The following is a 21,700-nucleotide window of genomic DNA, read 5'->3' as shown; positions in this document are numbered from 1 at the left end:
TCAGGCGGAGAGTCCCCCCACGGGCAGGGGACAAACAGCCGCCGCGAAGGGCACCGCTCTCGCGCCCTGGCCGGCCGAACACCTGCGCCCGGCCGGCCAGGCAGTCGCGCCGTCAATCCTTGCCCATGGCTTTGCGCACGGCGTCCTTGGTGCGGTCCATGAGGGCGGCCACGGGCCCGAGGGCCATGTTCTTCGCCCCGGACTCGACGCCCGGGTGGGGCCGGGTGGGGGCCATCGTCTCGGCGGCCTTGACCGCCTTGGCCATCACCGCGAGGCCGGCCACGTCGGCGCTGCGGCGGATGTGGATGAACTCGTAGCGTTCCTCGGCCCGCGCGTGCGCCTGGACGTCCCTGCGCAGCTTCAGCAGCTGGGGCATGAACTTCGGGTCGTCGGTGTCCAGTTCGTCGAGAGCGGCCAGCGTCTCCTTGGCCGCCTTCTCCTCGGCGAGGCGTTCCTTAACGACCTGCTTGCCACCGGGGAGCGCGCGCCGGGCGAAGGGGTGGACGACCTCTTCCTCGGCGGTCTCGTGCACGGCAAGCAACCGCACCAGTCGGCGGAAGGCGTCCCCGCGCTCCTCGCCCTTGGTGGCCTCGACCTCGTCGAAGAGGTTGCGGATGTCGCCGTGCTGGCGCATCAGCAGGGCGACGACGTCGTCGTCCTTGGCCATGTCGTCCCCGGCGTGCGGGGTCCTCGGCCCAGACATCTCAGGCATCTCAGACACCTTGGCCTCCCCTACTTCTCACGCTGCGCGGGGTCGGGGTGGTCGCCCTCACTCTGCACGCGGTACTCGCGGCCGAACATGGCGTCGTGCTCGGTCATCACCCGGTCGCTCGGGGGCGCCTCGCCGCCGTGGATCCGCTCCTGCATCCTCTCGAACCGCTCATGCGCCTCACGCACATAACCGGCGCCCAGCGTGGTCAGGTCGATCTGCGTGTCGAGCAGTTCCCGCAGATACCCCTTGTTGGGCTCGAAGGTGACCACATCGGGCAGCTCGGGCGCCAGGACCGAGGCGGGATCGCGGCCGTCGTGCCGCCGCATCAGGTCGCAGGCGGCGTGCAGGTGCTCCAGCTCCATGTTCAGGTGCAGCTCCCAGATGGCCTTCACCTTGGGGTCGCTCTCCTGCTCCATGAAGGAGTGGTACAGGTAGCACTCGTTGTACTCGTGGTTGACCAGCTGCTCCCACCACGTCTCACCCGGGTCGACCAGCGACTCGTAGTGAGTGACGTGCTCCTCCTCGATCAGCCCGATCTCCTGGTACAGCTGGCGGGCGATCGGCTCCATGTACGTGGGGCCGGTGTTCATGTAGAAGTTCATGGTCTGCTGCTCCGCCGACAGGATCGTCAGCGCGTGCAGCTTCGACAGCGGACTCGTCTCGTCCTTGGCGTACGCGTCGCGGACGTTGTCGACCGGGTCACGGTGGTGGAACCTGGTCGGCCGCCCCGGCATGACCTCGGTCAGGCCGTCGACGATCGACTCCGCCTTGCGGTGCTCGATCATCTCGTACAGGTTCGCGTACCGGTACAGATGGTCGAAGTCCTCCAGCACTCCGAACTGGTACGCCTGCTTCAGGTACGGGTCCGGCTCCATCCGCGCCACCCACGCCGTCAGGTCGACCGCGACCTGCTCGTAGGCGATGGTCGTCTCCAGGACCGACGACACCCCGGGAAGCAGCCAGTTCACGACCTTCTGCTGCTGCGCCTCGAGGTAACGGACCCGCGCCAGCTGCCGTTTCACCTCGGGGTCGACCGTGTTCCGGGCCAACTGGTGGCTGAAGAGGATCGCCTCGACCTCGATGCCGTTCATCGTGATGATCCGGCAGCGGGTGTACGGGTCGCAGTGGTCGGGGTCGATCGGGTCCACGTTCAGCTCACGCCAGCTGCGCAATTGGCGGTCCAGCGGGACGCCCCGCTGCTCCAACGGATTGAACGTCATGGGAGTTGCCTCCTGGGGGGCGGGACGAGCGGGGCTCGTGCGCCGCCCAGGTACCCCGTTTCAGGCGACGAGCACGGAACAGCTCCCCAGTCTGTTCACCATGCGTGCTATTGAGCCACCGCTCAGGTCCGGGGGCCGCAGGGTTCCCCCCGATGGGTCAAGGACCACCCGGACCGGCGGACGCGGCGCCCGCTGATCGCTGATCACTGGTCGCTGATCACAGCGCGCCCGTGTGGGTACATGGAGCCCATGCCGGAAGTGGTGCAAGCAGGTGGATGGGGATTGCTGGCGGGCTGCGCCCTGCTGCTGGGAGCGGCGTGCGGCTATGCGCTGCGCGTGCCGCAGAAGGTCATCGCCTGGGTGATGGCCTTCGGCGCGGGCGTGCTGCTGTCCGCCGTCTCGTTCGAGCTGGTCGGTGAGGCGTACGAGCAGGACGGCCTCGCTCCGGCGGCCCTGGGAACGCTGGCGGGGGCGGTGGCCTACACGGTGGGCAACATGTGGCTGGCCCGGCGCGGCGCCCGCCACCGCAAACGCTCGGGCCACCACGGGGATGAGTCGCAGCCTTCCGAGCAGGCACAGAGCGGTTCGGGCCTGGCGCTGGCCCTCGGGGCCCTGCTGGACGGCGTGCCCGAGTCGGCGGTGATCGGCGTCAGCATGCTCGAGGGCGGCGCCGTCAGCATGGTCACGGTGGCGGCGGTGTTCATCAGCAACATCCCGGAGGGACTGTCGAGCGCGGCCGGGATGAAGCGGGCAGGGCGCGGCAAGGGTTACGTCTTCGGAGTCTGGGGCGCGATCGCCGCGGCCGGCGCGGTCTCCGCGGTGCTCGGTTACACCGTGGTCGGCGGCCTGCCGGTGGCGGTGGTCGCCGCGGTCACGGCCGTGGCCGCGGGCGCGATCCTGGCGATGGTCGCGGACACGATGATCCCGGAGGCGTTCCGGGAGGCCCCCATGGCGATCGGCCTGGTCACGGTCAGCGGCTTCCTGGTGTCGTTCGCGCTGTCGCACGCGTGAGGGGAGGCGGCCCGGGCGGGGGCCGGGCGGGGGCCCGTATCCAACCTGTGCCGGCAGGCGTTGGCGGTACATGAACCGTATGCACGTCAGCAGCGCGCTCGCTCTGCTCACCGCAGCCGGCAGCGCCCTCGGCACCGCCGCACCCGCAAGCGCGACCTCGGTCATCGGCTTCGGCAACGCTGCCTTCGACAACGCCTGCGCCAACATCGGCGGCCCCAGCGCCGCCGGCGCCACACAGCGGCATCCTCACCGGCCTGGGCGCCGCGGTGCCCGCCGGCAGCCCGGGCAACCAGTGCGGCACGCTGGGACTGCCGACCACCTTCCATGAGATGGGCGGCGTGGACGTGATCGGCACGGTGACGGGCGGGGAGGTGTAGCGGCACGGTCGCGAGGGTTCACCTCACCCACTCTGCCGCCGCCCCGGCTACGGCGTCCCGGCAGCCCGGCGCGACGTAGGAACTTGATCACGTCCGCATCGCAGTGCGCGAGGCCGAGGATCTGCCCGCGCACCCACACCCGCAGGCCGCCCGTGGGCGACGCCGGATGGACGACTACCGGGGCGCAGGCCGTACTTTCAGGCTGCTGTGCGCAAGCCTTCAATAGCGGACGTGGTGCCCCAAGCGGGGCCATCGTCCGCGGAAGCCACATCGGCACTGGTGGCTCCAACCGCAGCGCAGACCGCGACAGCTACGACGATCCGACGAAGCATGGCGTCCTCCTGGTGTGGTGGGAGGTGAACGCCGTAAGGCTTTCCTGAAGAGCGTCAAGCAGCTTCCTGGCCCCACGAAGGAGGGGCCGCCGCACGGCCTAGTGGCTGCGTGTCAGCGGCCGCGCGATAGAGGGCTCCACCGACGGTGTGGCTACGGCCGCCACTCTTCGCGGTGGCCGGGCCGATCCGCGTACGAGACCTGTCCTTGCCCGACTCCGAATAGCCGACCTCGATGTCCTGCACCGTCCGTCAGTGACAGCGTTGCGCCCGCGCCTCTGGCCCGCTAGTACTTTACCGATCACCCGCGCCCGCCCGAATGCAACAGGCCCGCCGCGTGTGGGCCTGGCGCATTTTCAGCCTCTCTGAGTCACAGGGACATCACTGCGCATTCATGTCCCCTCCACGCGTCGCATGATGCTCCTTCAGCACATGCGCATCCCAAAGGGGGAACATGAACCATCGCACCACCACCGCCGGACTGCTTCTCGCGTCCGCTCTCACGCTCACCGCCTGCTCGTCGAGCGACGACAAGGCCGACACCGAGCCCAAGGCCAAGCCGAGCGCCACCGAGCTGACGCAGAAACAGAAGGACGAGGCCGCGCGCTCGGCAGGCCTGCCGCCGAAGCCCGCTGCAGTCGAGCGCGCCAAGCTCATTCGTGCCCTGCAGGCCGCCGCGCCGGACGTCGTGCGCTACGAGGACAAGGCCGTAGATGCCGCGCGCAACCAGTGCATGGCGATCAACGGCAAGGCGAAGCGCCTCGACTGGCTGGCATCTCAGCGCTTCACGTACAAGGACGTGACGACGACAGAGCAGCAGGGCGCGAAGGTCAATAACGCGCTGAGGGCGACGGGCTTCTGCAAGGTCTGATCCGCGCCAGGGTAAGCCCGGCTGCAAGACCCCTGCGGCGGCCGGGCTTCCGCATGCCGCACACGGCACCCTCGTCACCGGCCGGATTATGACGCTCGTCCTCGCCGTCCTCGGCGCGTGGCGCCTCACCTACGCCGTGCCCAACAAGCCGCACATTCCAGGCTCCTGATGTGGCCGGCGGCCGGCACCTCCCCGTGCGGCTGGGCTGCCGAGGCACCGCGCTTGTCCCCTGCTCGGCCTCACCAAGGTTACTTACGGCCTGGGCTCTGCCCGCCAGGCTGGCCCACACCCGGCCGGCCTCGGTGCCCTCACCCGATGGGCGGACCTGCGCTGCTGGTCCTCGGTATGGGTCATCTGGGTTTGGGTCATCTGTGGCCCATCACCTTCGGGGATGACCGGAACGTGGGGCGTCATCGCGGGCATCCTCGGTGCCACGGCGCTCGTCGGTAGCGGGCTCTTCGCCGGGCGGGCCACGCCGGCGGCGGCCCGGACCACGGCGGAGGCGATGCGCGCCTAGGCGCAGGACGCCGCCAAACCCGCCCAACGGCATGTGGACCTGACCGGTTCAAGGAGATCAGGGACGAACTGGAGTTCAAGATCGAAAGGCAGAGCGAGCGCATCGCCGCCTTGTCAGGTCTGGTTCTCGCCTACTCCTGGGCCGTCAACCGGCTCATACATCGCATGCGGAACGCAGGCATCACCCCGGACCCGCGCGACATCCGCGAACACATGCACACCAGATCCTGACCAGGCCCCCTTCCGTCTTCGGGCGGAAGGGGGCTCTCCGTCATGTCCAGGCTCAGGATCAGGCCGCCGCCTACACGATGGCAGCGAGCGCCTTCTCCGTGTCCGTCAGTCCTTCGAGTACTGCGTCGGCACCAGCGGCACGCAACTCCTCCGCAGAGGTGCGCCCAGTGGCGACGGCAATGATCCGGACACCAGCCTCCAGCCCTCCCGCCACGTCCGCTGGTGTATCCCCCAGGAACACTGCGTCCTCGCGTCGAGTGGAGGATCGGGCCATGGCCGCGCGCAGAAGCTCCGGGCGTTCCTCGCCGTCCTCTCCGTACGCCCCGTCGTCGAGCCGCAGGTGGTTGTCGAGTCCGAAGACCGCGAGCTTGACCTCGGCGGCGCCGCGGACGTTGCCCGTCACCACGGATTGGCGCACGCCCTGTTCTGCGAGACGAGCGAGGACGGCGGCGGCTCCGGGTAGCGCGTGCCCGCGCTCGCGCAACTCCGCAGCCCGCCTTACGTGTACGGCGCCAAGAGCTTCAGCAAAGGAGTCGAACAGCGCATCGTCGTAAGGGAGATCGTGCAGGCGCGCGGTCTCCCGCAGGATGACGCGCTCTGTCGACCCGGTGACGGACGCCTGCTCTCTCATCTCGACCCCGGTCACCTCCTCGAAGGCCTGAGCCCACAGTTCATGCCCCAGGCCGCCCGTGGCCATCAGCGTATGGTCGATGTCCCACAGCACCAGCTTCGTCACGGCGCCCCCTCTCTCGATGCATCCCTGTGTCCCCGCGTAGCGGGCACCTTACGCTCGGGCATAGCGAGCAAGGAGCGGGCGCATGGTGGCATCAGACCTCCCAATCGGGTGCCGAATCAGGCACTACCGCGGAGGGCGACGGCAAGATGCGGTCGCTGGCCTGGTGGGCATTTCTCCGGATTACCTTTCCCAGATCGAGCGCGGTCTCAAGGTGCCGTCATTGCCCATCCTGTATGCGCTCGCGCAGGAGTTAGGGGTACCCACTGCTGCGCTGCTTTCGGAGCAGCCAGCTGCGGAGGAGGAGCTGACGGACACGGTGGAGGCCGCGGTCGGTCGGGCGCTCCTTGGCTACGGTCCAGCCCCCAGCGGTGCGCCCGCCACAGCGGCTGAGCTGAGGGGCCGGGTGGAAGCCGCCTGGCAGTCCTGGCAGACCGCAGGGGACCGATTCACGCAGGCTGCCGAGACGCTGCCCAAGCTGGTTGCCGATGTCGAGTACGCCGCGCGTGCCGCTCGGGCCGGAACCGATTCGGTCGAGGGGCGTGGCACTCTGCGGGCGGCCGCAGACCTGTACTGCCTGCTCCGCTCCTACCTGCGTCGCACCGGCCGCATCGACCTTGCCACCATCGCGGCGGACCGGGCGATGCGTGCTGCCGAGGACGCCGATGACCCGCTCCGCCTCGCAGTCGCCCAGTGGAACCTGGGCCACGTCCTGCTCGCTGCTGGCCAACCCGCAGAGGCTGAAGAACTCGCGCTCCGGGCGGCTGAGGGCGTAACCACCGCGCAGATGCGAGAGGTCGAGCGAACAGCCATGCGAGGCGCTCTCCAGCTCGTGGCCGTGGTCGGTGCCTCTCGTCGGCGGCGTTGGTGGGAGGCGCGTGAGCGACTCGTTCAGCACGCTGCGCCCGCGGCGCGCGCGGTCCCCGACGACAGCAACATCGGCTGGACAGTCTTCGGGCCGACGAACATCGCACTCCACGCCCTGTCCATCGAGATGGAAGCGGGCGAGACCGGCGAAGCCCTGCACACCGCGGACGCGATCGATGTCGGCGGACTGCCGTCGCTGGAACGGGAGTTCACCTTTGGCCTGGAGGTGGCGGCCTGTCACAGCCAGCGGCGGGATGATGCCGCTGCGCTGCTTGCCCTCCTCGGTCTGGAGGCCATTGCCCCGGAGGATCTCGCTCGGACGCCACTCGCTCGGCAGTTGGTGTTGACGGTGATCCGCCGGGCGCGGACGATGCATGCTCGGCAGGCTGAGCAGCTGGCAGTACGGATCGGCCTTGTGTAGCTGACGAGCCCTTAGTCCACCCGAACTGACAGCTCGGCTGGACGTGGCAGAGGCTCCTACGGTCACTGGTCTGAGGCAGATCACCAGACTGTGAGGGCGCCGATGACCACACCGCAATTCAGTAGAAGCGTCTCCGAGTGGCTGGCGTGCGCCCAACAAGCGCCGCAACACGCCCACCGTGAGTGGACCGAGCGCGGCATCGCGCTGCTGCCACTCGGCCAGCGGTTCAACACCGTGCACCTGCCGGCGCCACTCGTGCACGCCGCGGTCGGGAGCACCGACATCGACCAGGTGCACGCGACGCTGGCTGAGCTGCTGTGCGGCCCCGTCATCCACAACACCCCGCACCACGCGTATTACCCGCTGGTCGAGCTATGCCTGCCAACACGATGGCCCTACGCCGACGAGATCCACATGCTCGGTGCGGGGCAGTACCTCAGCGTCCCTGCGTCCGACCTCACGGGGCCGTACGGCGTCTACTGGGCAGTCCGTCCGCGCATCCCTGGCACCCTGTGCCCCGTGCCCGCTGTGGCCCGTCTCGTGCACATCGCCCGAACCTCGGCGAGTCGTGTCCCCCACCACTCCGGATGAGCGGAGCGAGCCATCGTGACTACGAACGAAACCCCGCCCCACACAGTCGGCGGAGGCACGCACATGTCCGTCACCAATGCGAGCGAGACGGCACTACCCATCAAACTGCCGGTTCCAGACCAGCTGTCCGAGGAGCAGGTCTGTGGCCGTACCTGCGTCTGGTGTGAGAGTGCCCTCGACAACACCACCGCGGTCGACCTCGGCGTCGGCAAGCGGAACACCCATGGCAGCGCTGCCCGCTGGTACCCCCGCTGCTGCCGCCCCTGCGGCTTCCGGCGCATCTACCAAGCGTTCCTCGACCACATCCAGAGCTGCGAACAGTGCGCCGACGACCTCACCCGCTGCCCCGACGGCAAGGCGCTGCGCATGGCGATGCGGGAGGTGCGGTGAAGTACGAACGGCCGGCGCCGGACCCGGCTCTCGTACCGTGCGCCGGTGCCTTCGATGTCTCCCTCCCTGGCCACCGAGGATCGGGCCGCGAGGACTGCTGTTCCCGCGGAGCACCCTCGGGCCGCGAGCTCCGGCTCATCGACGACCGGAGCGGCCTGGGGTGAGGCGGACTTCTTCACCGCCGGTACTGAGGACCACTACCCGGACGTGTTCGGGCTGCCCTCGCGCTCGGCACCCAAGCTCACCGGCCCCGAGAAGGGCTGGTGAAGCGGGGCGGTCGCGACGACCTCCCCGTCTCGCACCACTCGACCCTTTCGAGAGGAGCACCACCGTGACCGTTCTCGCCGAGAACCCCACCACGAACCCCGCGACCAGCTCGCGGGACCCGAAGGAACTGCTCAACGCCGCCACCCCGCACCTCCGGCACCTGACCGTGAACGTCCTCGACAGCGGCCTGACCGTCTGGGACCGCGAAATCGCCCTCCTCCTGCGCGACGAGGTGATGGTCCGCGACCTCGCCGAACGCGTCCTCGGCAACGCCGTGATGTACATGGTCGCGTCGATGGAGCACCCCGATGTCCACCTCGGCGTCGGCAAGCTCGTCGACATCGGCGTCCACCAGGTCATCCTGGACACCCCGGTCTACTTCGCGTTCTGCGACCTGTACAACGGCGGCCGCTACAAGCACCACGCCCCTTTCATCCAACGCCGCAACGACGGCACCGTGACCGACACGGCCGCCTTCCTCCGGTCCATCGGCTTCGCCCCTGACGAGGAGCTGTGGGCGCGCGACGGAGCGGAGTGCTCCCCGTGCGACTCCAAGGTCCCCGACTCCCACTGACCGGGTGACCGGCGACCGGAAACCGCCGACACCCCTGCCGAACCGCCCTAGGGTGGGGCCCCGCTGTGCGCACACCGATGGCGGGGCCCGCCTCCCGTATCCCCCCTCGCGAGGAGACGACCATGACTACCGCCCCGCACAACTACGAGCACGAGCGCGCCCTTTGGGACACGTTCGCCGAGAGCGCGTGGAGTGACCCGTCCAACGGGGATCCGGTGTTCCGCTGGACCCAGTACACGGACCACCCCGCCGATCCCGGACCCGGCCTCCTCGGCGAGCCCGGCACGGTCCTGGAGATCGGCAGCGGTACGGGGCGAGCCCTGGCCTACCTCGCCTGCCAGGGCGTCAAGGCCACTGGTATCGATCTCTCCCCGGTCGCCGTCGCCCGTTCCACAGAGAAGTACGGCCACCTCGGCATCGAGTTCGTGTGCGCCGAGATCCTGGAACACCTGGCCCAGGACCCATGCACGTACGACGCCGTCTACTCGGTCTTCGGCGCCGCCTGGTTCACCGACCCAGCCCTGCTTTTCCCGCTCGTCGCCCGACGCCTGAACCCCGGCGGTGTGTTCGCCTTCTCCCAGCCGCCGGCGATCCCCGGCGCCTACGGCCCCCAGGGCATGTACAAGGGCGGCTTCGCCGGTCCCGCCATGTACACCTACCGCTACAGCCACACCCCCGAGACCTGGGCAGCACACCTGAGGGCCGCAGGACTCATCGAGGTTTCCGTGACCGTCCTTGACGCCCCGACCGAGGGCCACATCGGCACCCTCATCGGCCACGCCAAGAAGTCCTGAGCCGCCGGTGATGGTCTGGACGCGGAGCGCCCCTGTCGCTTCCGCGACCATTTCACGGATAACTGAGAGCCTCCCGGTCGGCACGGAGGGTCTGGCGCCCAACTCCTCAGCCGGTGTGGAGGATGCGGAAGCGACCGGGATCCGCCGGGTCCTGGTCAACGACTTGGATGGGTGTCCGAGCTGATTGCCAGACGCTGATGCCCGGCGTGCGGGAGAACCGGATCGGTCCGCGGGCGCCCTCGACCGCCACGCGTGGCCATGACTCGGCGATGGCCGCCCGGTCCGTTCCGTGGGAACGCAGCACGTCGGTGAGGACGGTGACGGCGTCCCAGCCCTCGAAGGCGACGAAGGAGGGCGCTTCGCCCAGCCGCTCGCGGAGTTCCTTCCCGACGCGTTCACCGAGCGGACCGAGGCGCTCGGGCAGGTAGCGCAGGAACGGAATCCCGGCGCCGTCCTCACCCAGCACCGCGGCCCATTCGGCGAACTCCGGTTGTCCGGCCGGAGCGCCGATCAGAACGCCCGCGAGCCGCCGGTCACCCCGAACAGCCCTGACGATCGGCACCGCAGGCTCGGGAGTAGCGACCAGCAGGAGGAGCGCCGTCGCGCCGTGATCGACGAGAGCGGCGCACAGGTCCTCGGGGGTGAGCGCGTTCGCGTCGAGTTCGATGACGGTGCCGCCGCGGGAAGCGAGGTGGTCCCGCAGGATGCGGGTCCCGGACGCCCAGTAGACGCTCGGCTGGGTCGCCACGGCTATGTGAGGGTGGCCCGCGCGGAGGAGGAAGTCCGCGTAGATCCGCCAGCCGTGGGACTGGGGCGGGGCCAGGCGCGCGACCCACTCCGTCGGCTCCTCGGTGAGCGCGTCGAGCACCGCGGACGAGCAGAGGAACGGCACACCGAGGGCGTCGGCCCGCGCGGCGGCGGCTCGGGCGACGACGCTGTGATACTCGCCCGCCACGGCGGCCACGCCCAGGGCGGCCAGTTCGTCCACGGCCGCCGCGGCCCTCTGCGGATCGGCTGCGGTGTCCCGGACCACCAGCTCCAGTGGTCTGCCACCGATCCCGCCGGCGTCATTGACCTCGCGAACGGACAGGTCGAGACCTGCGCGCAGGTGTCGGCCCGCCTCGACCCAGCCCGGCCGCGTCAGCGGGACGAGGGCGCCCAGACGGACGGGTGTTCCGTCTGTGTGCTCCGCAGCGGACGGTGCTGGTGGCGTGTTCATCGGTGACGTCTCCCCTGTCCCTCGGAGCGTGAAAAACCCCCTCGGAGCGATCTCCGAGGGGGTTTTCCTACCCTGGTTTGCCTGGTCAGGCATGGTGCCCCCGGCAGGATTCGAACCTGCGACACCCGCTTTAGGAGAGCGGTGCTCTATCCCCTGAGCTACGAAGGCGAGGTGGTGGCGTCAGTCCGTGGGGACTGGGTCACCGCCGTCAGTGTAGCGGGTGGTCGTTTCGGGGTTCGGGGGGTTGGGGGGTGTTCTTGGAGGGGGCGGGGGGTTACTCGATGACCAGTTCCACGGGGATGTTGCCCCGGGTCGCCTTGGAGTAGGGGCAGTACGCGTGGGTCTTCTTCAGGAGGTCCTCGCCCGCGGGGCCCTGGAGGTGGTCGGGGAGTTCCGCTCGCATGATCACGGAGAGGCCGAAGCCGCCGTCCGTGTCCTTGCCGATGCTGACCTCGGCGGTCACCGAGACGTCCGAGACGTCGATCTTCTCCTGGCGGGCGATGTTGCCCATCGCGCTGGCGAAGCAGGCCGCGTAGCCCGCGGCGAAGAGCTGCTCGGGGTTGGTGCCCTTGCCGTTGCCTCCGAGTGCGGCGGGGAAGCCGAGGGGGAGGTCGATCTGGCCGTCCGAGCTTACGGCGCGGCCCTCGCGGCCGTTCGCGGTGGCTACGGCGGTGTACAGCGCGTCCATGGTTCCTCTTCCTTCTCTCCTGCTGGCCTTCTTCTTCGCGGTTCTCGCTCCGTGGGCACTAGTAGAGCACGCTATTTAGTTGTGCGCAACTTAGTTGGGTGCGTTGTAGGGTGGGGGTATGGAGACACGCGTACCCAGTGACGAGGATTTTCTGCGGCTCGATCACCAGATCTGCTTCTCGTTGCACGCCGCCGCCCGCGCCTTCAACGGGGTCTACCGGGCCGCCCTCAAGGATCTCGGGCTCACCTACCCGCAGTACCTGGTGATGCTCGTGCTCTGGGAGCACGGCGAGCTGCCCGTCAAGAAGATCGGGGAGCGGCTGCGGCTGGACTCCGGGACCTTGTCGCCGCTGCTCAAGCGGCTGGAGGCGGCCGGGCACGTGGAGCGGCGGCGCAGTGCCGAGGACGAGCGGTCCGTCGTGGTGCGGCTCACCGGGCAGGGGGGCGCCCTGCGCGAGACCGCCCTTGCCGTGCCCCGCGCCATCGCCGAGTCCACCGGGCTCGCCCTCGATGAGGTGCGGGAGCTGCGGGACCGGCTCAACACCCTGACCGCCGCGCTCGACGCGGCTGAGTTGGGGGGAGGTGCCGCCGATGACTGTGTTCGGTGAGGGTGGGCACGGCGGGGCTCAGGAGCAGTGGGCCGTCGCCGCCGTCGCCGCCGAGAGTCGACGGTTCGTGGCCTTGGTGGAAGGGGCCGATCTCTCCGTTTCCGTTCCCGGGTGTCCGGGGTGGACGCTCCTCGATCTCGTCCGGCACACCGGGAGCTTGCAGCGCTGGTTCTCCGTATTGCTGCGGACCCACGTCCAGGAGCCGCCCGCGACCCGTGCGGTCGAGCTTGAGCTTCCGGAGCGTGACGACGCGTACGGCGCCTGGCTCGCCGCCAGTGCGGAACTCGCCGCCCGCGCCTTCGCCGAGGTCGACCTCGACGCGCCGATGTGGACCTGGGGCGCCGACCCGTACGCCCGGTTCTGGGTGCGGCGCATGCTCCACGAGACGCTCGTGCACCGCGTCGACGCGGAGAGCGCCCTCGGGTTGCCGTCCGTGATCGAATCGGCGTCGGCCGCCGACGGCGTGGACGAGTTCCTCGTCAATCTCCCCTTCGCCACGCCCTTCGCGCCCGGCGTCGCCCGGCTGCGCGGCCAGGGCGAAGTCATCCGCTTCCGGGCCGTCGACAGCGGGCGGGAGTGGCTCGTCCGGTTGCGTCCCGACGGGTTCGGGCTCGTCGGAGAAGCGCGAGACGGGCGGGCCGTGGAGGCTGCGGACGCCTCCGTGCACGGAAGCGCCGCCGATCTGCTTCTGCTCCTTTACGGGCGTCTCGGGCGGGACTCCGGCGGGTTCGAGGTCGCGGGGGACGGGGAGTTGCTGGAGCGGTGGTTCGCCAACTCCGCCTTCTGAGGAGAGCGGTTACCCCTCACGCGTCAGCAGCGGCACCCACTTCTCCAGCGCCGGCTCCTCCGCCAGGTCCGCGAACGACGCCGTCACGCCGTGGTCGCGGCGCCAGCGGCCCAGCAGGGTCATGAGGCGTACGGAGTCGAGGCCGTAGTCGACGAGGTTCTCGTCCGCCGGGATGTCGGCCGGGTCCTCGCCGAGTACGTCCGCCACGTCTGTGCGCAGCTGGTCGAGGGTCAGGGGGGAGGTCATGTCGTGGATCCTGCCTTCAGGCCTGGTCGGGGGCGGTCGTGCCGCCCAGGTCGGTCGTGCCGTGGCTGCCGTCGCCGCCGTCTTCCCCGAAGACCGCCTCCGTCGTCGTGACGACCGCGCACTTGCCCGCCGCCCAGCGCAGCGCCATCGCGTGGTCGTCGGCCGAGAAGTCGGCCACCGCGTCGGCGACCACGAACGCCTGGATGTCCTGCATCCACGCGTCGCAGGCCGTCATCAGGACGCCGATGTGGGCGTAGACGCCGGTGATGACCAGCTGGTCGCGGCCCTGTTCGCGCAGCCGTTCCAGGAGGTCGGTGCGGACGAAGCCGCTGTACTTCCACTTGGTGAGGATCGTCTCGGCGGGCGCCGGGCCGATCTCGGGGGCGATCGCCGCCGCCTGCTCGTCGGCCGGCAGTCCCGGGCCCCAGAAGTCCTGCTGGAGGCCGCGCTCCTCGGGCGTCTGGCCGCCGGGCTGCGCGGTGTGCAGCACCGGCACGCCGAGCCGGTCGGCCCTCCGCTTCAACTCGGCTACGTGCGCGAGGAGTTCCGGCACCGGTGAGGCGTCACGGTCGTATGCCGAGAGGAAGTAGTTCTGCAGGTCGTGCACGAGGAGCACCGCGCGGGACGGGTCGACCTTCCAGTCGACGCGATTGGCGGGCAACTCGTCGGCGGACGGCATGGGATAGGGGGTGATGGCGGGGAGGGCCATGGTGGTGGAAGGTCCGTTCAGGCTTGCGCGGGTGGGGTGGAGGGGGAGGGGTTGGAGGCAGACGGGGTGGAGGCAGGAGGAGCGGCAGCGACGGCATCCGGCTGAGCCGACGCGGAGCCGGACCAGCCCCCCGCGGAATCCGGACCGTTCGACGCCGCCGCTCGGAGGTCCTTCTTGGAGATCTTGCCTACTCCCGTCCGCGGGAAGGACTCCACGAACTCCACCCGGTCCGGCACCTTGTACGCCGCGAGCCCCCGCCCCCGTACGAACTTCTTCACCGCCACCGGCTTCAGCGGCTCGGCGCCCTTGCGCAGGATGACGTAGGCGCACGTGCGCTCGCCCAGGTACGGGTCCGGCTCGGCGACGACGTTCGCGTCGTGCACCGAAGGGTGGGCGAGCAGGTGGTTCTCGACCTCCTCGGCCGCGATCTTCTCGCCGCCCCGGTTGATCTGGTCCTTCGCCCGGCCCTCGACGACCAGATGGCCGGTCTCGGTGAGGCGGACCACGTCGCCGGTACGGTAGAAGCCGTCGGCCGTGAAGGAGCGGGCGTTGTGCTCGGGGGCCTTCCAGTAGCCGCGGATCGTGTACGGGCCGCGGGTCAGCAGGTGGCCGGTCGCGCCCACCGGCAGGTCCTCGTCCTCGTCGTCGACGACGCGGATCTCGTCGTCGGGGGAGATCGGGCGGCCCTGTGTGGTCACGATCGTCTCGGCCGGGTCGTCCAGGCGCGTGTAGTTGACCAGGCCCTCTGCCATGCCGAAGACCTGCTGGAGCGTGCAGCCCAGCGCGGGCCCCACGCGGCGCGCCGCCTCCTCGCTGAACTTCGCGCCGCCGACCAGGAGCACCTCCAGGCTCGACAGGTCGTACGCCGATGAAGGCGCCGCCTCCGTCCAGACCAGGGCGAGCGGCGGGACGAGGCCCGTGATCGTGACGCCCTCGGACTCGATGAGCGGGAAGGCGACCTCGGGGCCGGGCTGCGGGCAGAGCACGACGCGGGCGCCCGCGTACAGCGCGCCGAGCGAACCGGGCGAGGAGAGCGGGAAGTTGTGGGCCGCGGGGAGGGCGACCAGGTAGACGGAGTCCGCGTCGACCCCGCACAGCTCGTTCGAGCCGCGCAGCGAGTAGATGTAGTCGTCGTGCGTACGGGGGATCAGCTTCGGTACGCCCGTCGAGCCGCCGGAGAGCTGGAGGAACGCCAGGTCGCCGGGGGCGGGCGGGTCCGGGACGGCCAACGGGCCCGCCGGGTCGAGCGGCACGTCCGACAGGGCCTCGAAGGCGCCGGGGTCGCCCGCCGCCACGAACACATGGCGCAGGGCGGGGACCTCGGTGAGCACCTTCGCCGCGAGGTCGCGGTAGTCGAAGCCGCCGTGCTCGGCCGGGATGACGTACGCGGCGGCCTCGGTGAACTCGCAGAAGTAGCGGATCTCCGTCTCCCGGTGCGCGGGCAGCGCGAAGACCGGCAGCGCGCCGATCCGGAAGAGCGCGAAGATCGTCTCGAAGAACTCGGCGATGTTGGGGAGCTGGACCACCACCTTGTCGCCCTTGACGATGCCCCGGGCGAGCAGGCCCGCCGCCAGGCGGTCGGCCCGGCGGTCCAGCTGGCCGTACGTCCAGCGGCGGCCGCCCGTCGGGTCGACGATCGCGATCCGGTCGGGGTGCTCGGCCGCGCGGTCGCGCAGGAGCTGCCCGAAGGTCTCGCCGCGCCAGTGGCCCGCGGCGCGGTAGCGGGCGGCGAACTCCTCGGGCCACGTGGGTGCCTCGGCGCCGCTCACAGCTCCGCCCCCACCGCGTTGAGGAACGTACGGAACTTCGCGCCCGTCTCCGCGGTCTCCGCCGCCGGGTCCGACGCGGCGACGACACCCGCGCCCGCGTACAGCCGCAGGGAGCGTTCCTCGGCCTCGGCGCAGCGGATCGTGACGACCCACTCGCCGTCGCCGTTCGCGTCGCCCCAGCCGATCATGCCGGTGAAGAAGCCGCGGTCGAACGGCTCGGTCTCGCGGATGACCTCGCGGGCCGTGGCGGTCGGGGTGCCGCAGACGGCGGGGGTGGGGTGCAGGGCGCAGGCCAGTTCGAGCGCGGAGGCGCCGGTACCGCCGGTACTGCCGGTACCGGCGGGGGCCGCGAGGGTGCCGGTGACCGTGGTGGACAGGTGCCACATCGTCGCCGTGCGGATCAGGGTGGGGCGGGCCGGGACGGTCAGGTCCGTGCAGAAGGTGGCGAGCGCCTGGTGCACGGCGTCGACGACGACGGCGTGCTCGTGGAGGTCCTTGGCGGACTCCAGGAGCGCGGCGGCGCGGCGCACGTCCTCGGCGAGGTCGTCGCTGCGGGGCGTGGAGCCCGCGAGGGGGTTGGCGACGACCTGGTGGCCGCGGCGCGAGACGAGCAGTTCGGGGCTGGCGCCGATCAGGGTGCGGCCGGGGGCCGTGGGCAGCGCGAAGGTGTAGCCGGAGGGATCGCGGCGGGCCAGGCGCTGGAGCATCAGGGGGATGTTCAGCGGGGCGGGCGCGGTGAGTTCGAGGGTGCGGGCGAGGACGACCTTGCTGAAGTCGCCGCGCCACATGCGCTCCACGGCGGCGGCCACGCCGGCGCCGTACTCCTCGGGCGCCGGTACCGGCCGGATCCGGAAGTCGGTGGCGTCCGGCGTCTCGGCGGGCAGCGCGATCAGCGGGTCCGCGGTCAACGGCGGTGCGGTGCGCACCGCTTCCGGGACGGCGAGCGCGGCGGGCGCGGAGTGGTCGAAGGGGATGGCGCCGACGACGTACGGCTTGGTGAGCCCGGCGCGGCGGGCGTCGGCCAGGGTGGCGGCGACGCGGAGCGGCAAGGGTCTCTCGTCGTGCGGGACATGGGCGTGCACGCCGCCTTCGGTGAGCAGGGTGCGGGTCGGCGTCGCGAGGAAGCGCCGGCCGGGCCGGTAGGCGTCGAGGAGGGCGGTGGCCGCTCCTACGGCGGGGTGGGCCTGCTCGGCCGTGGTGACGTGCGTGGCGACTTCGGGTGCCGTCGACACGGGGACTCCGTTTCTTGGGGCCCCGGGTGGGGGCCGCGGTGGGGAGGCGCCCCTACGTGGGGGCGATGGTTCGGGGCAAACAGGTGGGTGGGTGGGGGAGCCATCCGCCGCGAAGCGGCGGTCCAGAACACCGCCCGAGCTCAGCGCAGCGAAGCGCCGCCATCGACGTAAAGCTCCTGCAAGGTCACATGCCGGGCCCGCTCCGAGGCGAGGAAGAGCACCGCGTCCGCGATGTCCTGGGGCGCGGCGATCCGGCCGAGGGGAATGCCGGTGCGGTACGTCGCCGGGTCGCCGTCGACGACACTGGGCGGCACCTCCGCCTGCCCCTCGGGCCACAGGGCCCGCTGCATCTCCGTATCCGTGGAGCCCGGCGCGACGACATTGCAGCGCACCCCGCTGCGGGCGACTTCAAGGCCGAGGCACTTGGTGAACATCGTGGCCGCCGCCTTCGACGCGGCGTACGCGGCCATACCGGTGCGCGGGATCCCGGCCGCGTTGGAGGCGACGGTGATGATGCAGCCGGAGCCGCGCGCCGTCATGTGGGAGGCGGCGGCGCGCGAGGTGTGGAAGACGCCGGTGGTGTTCACGGCGAAGGTGTCGGCCCAGTCGGCGTCGGTCAGTTCGGCGACGGGTGCGGTACGGAGGATCCCGGCGACGTTCACGAGGAGGTCGAGGGCGCCGTGGTCGCGTACGACGCCGTCGATGACGGAGGTGACGGCGGCGGGGTCGGTGACATCCATGACGCGAGGTGTGACCGTCCCGGCGAGCGCCTGCCCCGCCGAGGCCAGTTCCTCGACCCCCCGCGCCGAGCGATCCGTGGCGACGACATGCGCGCCCCGCGCCGCGAGCGCGGTGGCCACCGCGGCGCCGATCCCCTGGCCCGCGCCGGTCACCAGAGCCGTACGCCCGGCGAACTCGCCCTCGGCGTACGGCTCGTTCGGTATGTGGTCAGGCATGTGAGCGACCTCCCCCTACTTTTTAGGTAAGCCTAACCTAACGTATAACTACTGCCCAGAGGTCGCCATCCCGTCGACATAGTTAGGCTAGCCTCACCTTATGCGCATGCCGACCGCGGGCACCACACCCCCAGCACCCCAACTGCCCGAATCCGCTCGGGAGTTGACCGAAACGGAGGGGCGCGGCCCGGCACCCGAGCGCGCCGCCCGCCGCAAGGTCGGCCTCGCCGTCACCGGATTCACCCTCGCCCTGCTGCTGCTCGTGGCCCTTTCGCTCTCCGTCGGCGCGGGCGAGGTCGGCCCCGGCGGAGTACTGGACTACCTCCTGAACCGGCGCGGGGCGCGCGGCGATTCACGCCTCGCCCTCGTCGTCGGCGACCTGCGCGTCCCCCGCACCCTCACCGCGCTGCTCGTCGGCGGCGCCCTCGGTGTCGCCGGGTGCCTGCTCCAGGCGGTCACCCGCAACCCCCTCGCCGAGACCGGCCTGCTCGGCGTCAACGCCGGTGCCTCGCTGGGCGTCGTCGCGGGCATCGCGCTCCTCGGGTTCGATTCCGGTTACGCCTATCTGGGCTGCGCGTTCGTGGGCGCGGTGGTCGCGAGCGGGCTTGTGCTGCTCATCGCCGGACGCAAGGGCGGCGGCTCTCCCATGCGGCTCGTCCTCGCCGGATCGGCGCTCGGCGCCACCTTCGGCGGGCTCACCAGCGTCATCGTCGTCAACTCCGCGGAGACGTACGACAGGTTCCGCTTCTGGGTGCTCGGCTCGCTCGCCGGTGTCGAGGGGTACGGCGAACTCGGGCGGCTCGCCCCGGTGCTCGCCGCCGGCTTCCTGGTGGCGCTGCTGGTCGCCCGGCCGCTCTCCGCGCTCGCCCTCGGCGACGACCTCGCCCGCAGCCTCGGCCACCGGCCGCCCGTGATCCGTACGGTCGTCGCCGTCGGCGTCACCCTGCTCACGGCCGCCGCCGTCGCGCTCGCCGGGCCCATCTCCTTCCTCGGCCTCCTGGCTGGCTTCCTCGCCCGCGCCGTCGCGGGCACGCGACTGCCCGCCCGGCTGCTCCTCGCGGGCCTCGTCGGCGCCTGCGTCCTGACCGTCTCGGACGTCGCCGCCCGCGTGGTCGCGCGCCCCTACGAGGCGCCGGTCTCCGTCATCGTGGCACTGATCGGCGCCCCCGTACTGATCCTCATCGTCCGCTCCAAGTCCCTCGCCACGATGGGCATGACGGACCCGGCGACGGACGAAAGCGCCCCCAGCAAGCGCTCCCGCTCCAAGCGCGCCCCCGCCAAAAGCACCCCCGCCAAGCCCGCCCCCGCGGACACCTACGTCCTGCGCCCCGGCCCCTTCTCCTTCCTCCTCGCCCGCCGCGCGACCCTCGCCTCGCTGCTGCTCGCCGCGCTGCTCGTCGTCGCCGTCGTCCTCTCCGCGTACGCCGGACAGAGCGACATGGGCGTCAGCCGCACCTTCCGGGCCGTCTTCGGATACGGCGACCACTTCGACGTACTCCTCGTGCAGAAGTTCCGCCTCGGCCGCATCGTCGCCGGGCTCACCGCGGGCGCCGCGCTCGGCCTCGCCGGGTGCCTCACGCAGACCCTCGCCCGCAACCGCCTCGCCACCCCCGAACTCCTCGGCGTCAACGACGGCGCCACCGCCGCGGTCCTCGTCTCCGTCACCTTCAGCGCCTCGGGGTCCTTCGGCGCCTGGTGGGCGGGGCCGATCGGCGCGCTCGTCGCGGTGGTCGTCGTCACGGTCGTCTCCGGAGGGCTCGGGCAGCGCGGCTACCGCGTGCTCGTCGTCGGCCTCGCCATGTCCGCGCTCGCCTCCGCCGTCACCCAGGTCGTCCTCTCGCGCCGCTCCCTCAACTCGGCCAGCTCGCTGTACGTGTGGACCTCCGGCAGCCTCAACGGCCGCGGCTACTCCGTCGCCGTGCCCGTCCTCGTCGGCCTCGCCGTCCTCGTCCCGCTCGCCCTCGCCGTCGCCCGCCACCTCGGCGTACTCCGCTTCGACGACGACACCGCCGCCTCCCTCGGCTCCCACGCCGGGCGCACCCGCCTGATCTGCCTGCTCCTCGCGGTCGCCCTCGCCGGTCTGGCGGTCGGCGTCTGCGGGCCCGTCGGGTTCGTCGCCCTCGCCTCGCCCGTCATCGCCTCGCGCCTCGCGGGCCCGCTGCGGGTGCCGCTGGTCGGCTCGATGCTGACGGGCGCGGTGCTCGTGGTCGCCGCGGACACGCTCGGGCGCATCGTCTTCGACGGCTCGGAGCTGCCGGTCGGCGTCGTCACGACCGTGCTCGGCGGGCCGTTCCTGCTGTGGGTGCTGCTCGGCCGCTCGGCGGCGACGCGCGTATGACACCCCCGAACCCGAGAGAGGCCACCCCTGTGCGAAGCCCGCTGCTGCGGACGCTCCTTCACGCCGTACGAGCCCGGGTCCCCGGCGCCGAACGGGACTTCTGGAACCGCGTGGAGACGACGGGCACGCCCCTCGTCGAGCCCGACCCGTCCGGCGACCCTGCCCACCGCCTCGTCACGTTCCTCTGGCGGGACGACCCCGCACGCCCCGCCACGGACGTCCTCGCGCTGCTGCACACCGTCACCGACAGGGACCGCCACGCGGGCGACCTCACCCCGCACCTGATGGAACGCCTGCCCGGCACGGACGTCTGGGCGCTCGGCCACCGCCTGCGGGCCGACCACCGGGCCTCGTACCAGTTCTACGTCGCCCACGGCACCCGGCAGGACACCCTCCGCACCGACCGCGAGGCCTGGCTGCGCGTCCTCGCCGAGGCCGTCCCCGACCCGCTCAACGGCGACCCGCGGCTGCCCGCCCGCGACGGCCGCAACCCGGCCTCCGTGATGTCCCTGCCCGACGCGCCGCCCCAGCCTTACGTGGGCCGACGCGCGAGGGCGGCGGGGAAGTCCACCGAGGCGGAGGTAGACGGCAGGAACGTCACCGTCCACCTCCCGCCGGAGCGGCCCCGCGCTCTGGCCGTCCTCCTGGACGGCGAGATGTGGGGCCCGGTGCTCGGCATCGGCGCCACGCTCGACGCGCTGCACGCCGATGGGGGGCTGCCGCCGGCGGCCGCGCTCCTCGTCGACACGATGGGGCGCCGGATGGAGGACCTGAGTTGCAGCGGCGCCTTCGTGGACTGGCTGGCGGACGTGCTGCTGCCGTGGGCGGCGGACGCGTACGGCGTGGACGCGCCCCGGGAGCGGACCGTCATCGCGGGCCAGAGCGCGGGCGGTCTCACGGCGGCGTACGCGGTCCACCGCCGCCCGGACCGCTTCGGCGCGGCGCTCAGCCAGTCGGGTTCGTTCTGGTGGCCGGACGAGAACGCCCCCGACGGGCGGGGCCCGGAGTGGCTCACCCGCGAGTACGCCCGCACCCCGCACCGCCCGGTCCGCCTCCACCTGGAGGTGGGCGCCCAGGAGTGGATGCTCCTCGCCGAGAACCGCCGCCTGCGCAACGTGCTGCGGGCGCGGGGCTATGAGGTGACGTACGAGGAGTTCAACGGAGGCCACGACTACGCGTGCTGGCGCGGCGGCCTCGCGACGGGCCTGGCGTCCCTGCTGCCTGGCTGAGCCCCGTCAGGGGCGC

Annotated in this window: 23 protein-coding genes and 1 tRNA gene; 13 read left to right on the top strand and 11 right to left on the bottom strand. The window is 71.3% G+C overall.

Features of this window, described 5'->3' with window-relative positions; translation table 11 throughout:
- Positions 1-112: 112 nt before the first annotated feature.
- Together DMA15_RS15565 and DMA15_RS15560 are read right to left on the bottom strand one after the other, a co-directional pair.
- Positions 113-703 (bottom strand): hemerythrin domain-containing protein, encoded by a 591-nt coding sequence (locus DMA15_RS15565; RefSeq protein ID WP_125517804.1) that lies wholly within the window; start codon positions 701-703, stop codon positions 113-115.
- Positions 704-732: 29 nt separating this feature from the next.
- Positions 733-1,932 (bottom strand): hypothetical protein, encoded by a 1,200-nt coding sequence (locus DMA15_RS15560; protein WP_125513350.1) that lies wholly within the window; start codon positions 1,930-1,932, stop codon positions 733-735.
- A 249-nt stretch (positions 1,933-2,181) separates the two neighbouring features.
- Between DMA15_RS15560 and DMA15_RS15555 the strand changes: the two genes are divergently transcribed.
- From DMA15_RS15555 to DMA15_RS37980, 3 genes are all read left to right on the top strand, one after another.
- Positions 2,182-2,943, top strand: a complete 762-nt coding sequence (locus DMA15_RS15555; RefSeq protein WP_125513349.1) for a ZIP family zinc transporter — start codon at positions 2,182-2,184, stop codon at positions 2,941-2,943.
- Between the two features lie 1,160 nt (positions 2,944-4,103).
- Positions 4,104-4,520, top strand: a complete 417-nt coding sequence (locus tag DMA15_RS15545) for a hypothetical protein (RefSeq protein ID WP_125513347.1) — start codon at positions 4,104-4,106, stop codon at positions 4,518-4,520.
- 391 nt (positions 4,521-4,911) lie between these two features.
- Entirely contained in the window at positions 4,912-5,037 is a 126-nt protein-coding gene (locus DMA15_RS37980) for a hypothetical protein (protein ID WP_276314346.1), read from the top strand.
- A 300-nt stretch (positions 5,038-5,337) separates the two neighbouring features.
- Here DMA15_RS37980 and DMA15_RS15540 read toward each other — a convergent pair whose 3' ends face one another.
- The gene (locus DMA15_RS15540; RefSeq protein ID WP_125513346.1) at positions 5,338-6,003 is read right to left on the bottom strand and encodes an HAD family hydrolase; all 666 of its coding nucleotides are present in this window, start codon (positions 6,001-6,003) and stop codon (positions 5,338-5,340) included.
- An 82-nt stretch (positions 6,004-6,085) separates the two neighbouring features.
- Here DMA15_RS15540 and DMA15_RS15535 point away from each other — a divergent pair, with 82 nt between their 5' ends.
- The 6 genes from DMA15_RS15535 to DMA15_RS15510 all read left to right on the top strand — a co-directional run bounded on the left by DMA15_RS15535 (position 6,086) and on the right by DMA15_RS15510 (position 9,904).
- Positions 6,086-7,288 carry a transcriptional regulator gene (locus DMA15_RS15535; protein WP_125513345.1) on the top strand — a complete coding sequence of 401 codons (1,203 nt, stop codon included), beginning with the start codon at positions 6,086-6,088 and terminating at the stop codon, positions 7,286-7,288.
- Positions 7,289-7,390: 102 nt separating this feature from the next.
- On the top strand, positions 7,391-7,879 hold the full coding sequence (locus DMA15_RS15530) for a hypothetical protein (protein WP_125513344.1): 489 nt from the start codon (positions 7,391-7,393) through the stop codon (positions 7,877-7,879).
- 63 nt (positions 7,880-7,942) lie between these two features.
- Positions 7,943-8,269: a hypothetical protein gene (locus DMA15_RS15525; RefSeq protein WP_125513343.1), complete on the top strand. Its 327-nt coding sequence runs from the start codon at positions 7,943-7,945 to the stop codon at positions 8,267-8,269.
- A 45-nt stretch (positions 8,270-8,314) separates the two neighbouring features.
- Complete coding sequence (locus tag DMA15_RS15520) at positions 8,315-8,536, top strand: hypothetical protein (RefSeq protein ID WP_125513342.1); 222 nt, start codon at positions 8,315-8,317, stop codon at positions 8,534-8,536.
- A gap of 64 nt (positions 8,537-8,600) precedes the next feature.
- Positions 8,601-9,110 carry a hypothetical protein gene (locus tag DMA15_RS15515; RefSeq protein WP_125513341.1) on the top strand — a complete coding sequence of 170 codons (510 nt, stop codon included), beginning with the start codon at positions 8,601-8,603 and terminating at the stop codon, positions 9,108-9,110.
- Positions 9,111-9,232: 122 nt separating this feature from the next.
- Positions 9,233-9,904 (top strand): class I SAM-dependent methyltransferase, encoded by a 672-nt coding sequence (locus tag DMA15_RS15510; protein WP_125513340.1) that lies wholly within the window; start codon positions 9,233-9,235, stop codon positions 9,902-9,904.
- Between the two features lie 106 nt (positions 9,905-10,010).
- Here DMA15_RS15510 and DMA15_RS15505 read toward each other — a convergent pair whose 3' ends face one another.
- From DMA15_RS15505 to DMA15_RS15495, 3 genes are all read right to left on the bottom strand, one after another.
- Positions 10,011-11,123, bottom strand: coding sequence for an ABC transporter substrate-binding protein (locus tag DMA15_RS15505; RefSeq protein ID WP_164551763.1), 1,113 nt, complete (start codon positions 11,121-11,123; stop codon positions 10,011-10,013).
- Between the two features lie 92 nt (positions 11,124-11,215).
- Positions 11,216-11,291: transfer RNA gene (locus tag DMA15_RS15500), tRNA-Arg, on the bottom strand.
- Positions 11,292-11,397: 106 nt separating this feature from the next.
- Positions 11,398-11,811: an organic hydroperoxide resistance protein gene (locus DMA15_RS15495; protein ID WP_125513338.1), complete on the bottom strand. Its 414-nt coding sequence runs from the start codon at positions 11,809-11,811 to the stop codon at positions 11,398-11,400.
- 118 nt (positions 11,812-11,929) lie between these two features.
- On the opposite strand from DMA15_RS15495, the gene DMA15_RS15490 reads away from it, so the two are divergent.
- Both DMA15_RS15490 and DMA15_RS15485 read left to right on the top strand, forming a co-directional pair.
- Positions 11,930-12,418, top strand: a complete 489-nt coding sequence (locus DMA15_RS15490) for a MarR family transcriptional regulator (protein ID WP_125513337.1) — start codon at positions 11,930-11,932, stop codon at positions 12,416-12,418.
- On the top strand, positions 12,402-13,205 hold the full coding sequence (locus DMA15_RS15485; RefSeq protein ID WP_125513336.1) for a maleylpyruvate isomerase family mycothiol-dependent enzyme: 804 nt from the start codon (positions 12,402-12,404) through the stop codon (positions 13,203-13,205). Before DMA15_RS15490 ends, DMA15_RS15485 begins: the two co-directional genes overlap by 17 nt.
- A 9-nt stretch (positions 13,206-13,214) precedes the next feature.
- On the opposite strand, the gene DMA15_RS15480 is transcribed toward DMA15_RS15485, so the two are convergent.
- The 5 genes from DMA15_RS15480 to DMA15_RS15460 all read right to left on the bottom strand — a co-directional run bounded on the left by DMA15_RS15480 (position 13,215) and on the right by DMA15_RS15460 (position 18,117).
- Entirely contained in the window at positions 13,215-13,451 is a 237-nt protein-coding gene (locus DMA15_RS15480; protein ID WP_125513335.1) for a phosphopantetheine-binding protein, read from the bottom strand.
- 16 nt (positions 13,452-13,467) lie between these two features.
- Entirely contained in the window at positions 13,468-14,160 is a 693-nt protein-coding gene (locus tag DMA15_RS15475; protein ID WP_125513334.1) for an isochorismatase family protein, read from the bottom strand.
- Positions 14,161-14,177: 17 nt separating this feature from the next.
- Positions 14,178-15,929, bottom strand: a complete 1,752-nt coding sequence (locus DMA15_RS15470) for a (2,3-dihydroxybenzoyl)adenylate synthase (RefSeq protein WP_125513333.1) — start codon at positions 15,927-15,929, stop codon at positions 14,178-14,180.
- Positions 15,926-17,161 (bottom strand): isochorismate synthase DhbC, encoded by a 1,236-nt coding sequence (gene dhbC / locus DMA15_RS15465; protein WP_125513332.1) that lies wholly within the window; start codon positions 17,159-17,161, stop codon positions 15,926-15,928. Before dhbC ends, DMA15_RS15470 begins: the two co-directional genes overlap by 4 nt.
- Positions 17,162-17,301: 140 nt before the next feature.
- Positions 17,302-18,117, bottom strand: a complete 816-nt coding sequence (locus DMA15_RS15460; protein ID WP_125513331.1) for a 2,3-dihydro-2,3-dihydroxybenzoate dehydrogenase — start codon at positions 18,115-18,117, stop codon at positions 17,302-17,304.
- 100 nt (positions 18,118-18,217) lie between these two features.
- Between DMA15_RS15460 and fhuB the strand changes: the two genes are divergently transcribed.
- A complete protein-coding gene (fhuB, locus tag DMA15_RS15455; protein ID WP_125513330.1) occupies positions 18,218-20,455 on the top strand; it encodes a Fe(3+)-hydroxamate ABC transporter permease FhuB in 2,238 nt (745 codons plus the stop codon).
- The gene (gene fes, locus DMA15_RS15450) at positions 20,452-21,684 is read left to right on the top strand and encodes an enterochelin esterase (protein WP_125513329.1); all 1,233 of its coding nucleotides are present in this window, start codon (positions 20,452-20,454) and stop codon (positions 21,682-21,684) included. The genes fhuB and fes overlap by 4 nt, the downstream gene beginning before the upstream one ends.
- Positions 21,685-21,700 lie beyond the last annotated feature (16 nt).

The organism is Streptomyces sp. WAC 01529 (genome assembly GCF_003945545.1).
GTDB lineage: Bacteria > Actinomycetota > Actinomycetes > Streptomycetales > Streptomycetaceae > Streptomyces > Streptomyces anatolicus.
The sequence above is the reverse complement of the archived record's forward strand: the minus strand, read 5'-3'. Positions and strand labels throughout refer to the sequence as shown.

Bases quoted from the DNA above. Each gene is read 5' to 3' on its own strand.
- DMA15_RS15565 (WP_125517804.1), bottom strand. From the start codon at position 703: ATGTCTGGGCCGAGGACCCCGCACGCCGGGGACGACATGGCCAAGGAC.
- DMA15_RS15560 (WP_125513350.1), bottom strand. From the start codon at position 1,932: ATGACGTTCAATCCGTTGGAGCAGCGGGGCGTCCCGCTGGACCGCCAA.
- DMA15_RS15555 (WP_125513349.1), top strand. From the start codon at position 2,182: ATGCCGGAAGTGGTGCAAGCAGGTGGATGGGGATTGCTGGCGGGCTGC.
- DMA15_RS15545 (WP_125513347.1), top strand. From the start codon at position 4,104: ATGAACCATCGCACCACCACCGCCGGACTGCTTCTCGCGTCCGCTCTC.
- DMA15_RS37980 (WP_276314346.1), top strand. From the start codon at position 4,912: ATGACCGGAACGTGGGGCGTCATCGCGGGCATCCTCGGTGCCACGGCG.
- DMA15_RS15535 (WP_125513345.1), top strand. From the start codon at position 6,086: ATGGTGGCATCAGACCTCCCAATCGGGTGCCGAATCAGGCACTACCGC.
- DMA15_RS15530 (WP_125513344.1), top strand. From the start codon at position 7,391: ATGACCACACCGCAATTCAGTAGAAGCGTCTCCGAGTGGCTGGCGTGC.
- DMA15_RS15525 (WP_125513343.1), top strand. From the start codon at position 7,943: ATGTCCGTCACCAATGCGAGCGAGACGGCACTACCCATCAAACTGCCG.
- DMA15_RS15510 (WP_125513340.1), top strand. From the start codon at position 9,233: ATGACTACCGCCCCGCACAACTACGAGCACGAGCGCGCCCTTTGGGAC.
- DMA15_RS15505 (WP_164551763.1), bottom strand. From the start codon at position 11,123: ATGAACACGCCACCAGCACCGTCCGCTGCGGAGCACACAGACGGAACA.
- DMA15_RS15495 (WP_125513338.1), bottom strand. From the start codon at position 11,811: ATGGACGCGCTGTACACCGCCGTAGCCACCGCGAACGGCCGCGAGGGC.
- DMA15_RS15490 (WP_125513337.1), top strand. From the start codon at position 11,930: ATGGAGACACGCGTACCCAGTGACGAGGATTTTCTGCGGCTCGATCAC.
- DMA15_RS15485 (WP_125513336.1), top strand. From the start codon at position 12,402: ATGACTGTGTTCGGTGAGGGTGGGCACGGCGGGGCTCAGGAGCAGTGG.
- DMA15_RS15480 (WP_125513335.1), bottom strand. From the start codon at position 13,451: ATGACCTCCCCCCTGACCCTCGACCAGCTGCGCACAGACGTGGCGGAC.
- DMA15_RS15475 (WP_125513334.1), bottom strand. From the start codon at position 14,160: ATGGCCCTCCCCGCCATCACCCCCTATCCCATGCCGTCCGCCGACGAG.
- DMA15_RS15460 (WP_125513331.1), bottom strand. From the start codon at position 18,117: ATGCCTGACCACATACCGAACGAGCCGTACGCCGAGGGCGAGTTCGCC.
- fhuB (WP_125513330.1), top strand. From the start codon at position 18,218: ATGCGCATGCCGACCGCGGGCACCACACCCCCAGCACCCCAACTGCCC.
- fes (WP_125513329.1), top strand. From the start codon at position 20,452: ATGACACCCCCGAACCCGAGAGAGGCCACCCCTGTGCGAAGCCCGCTG.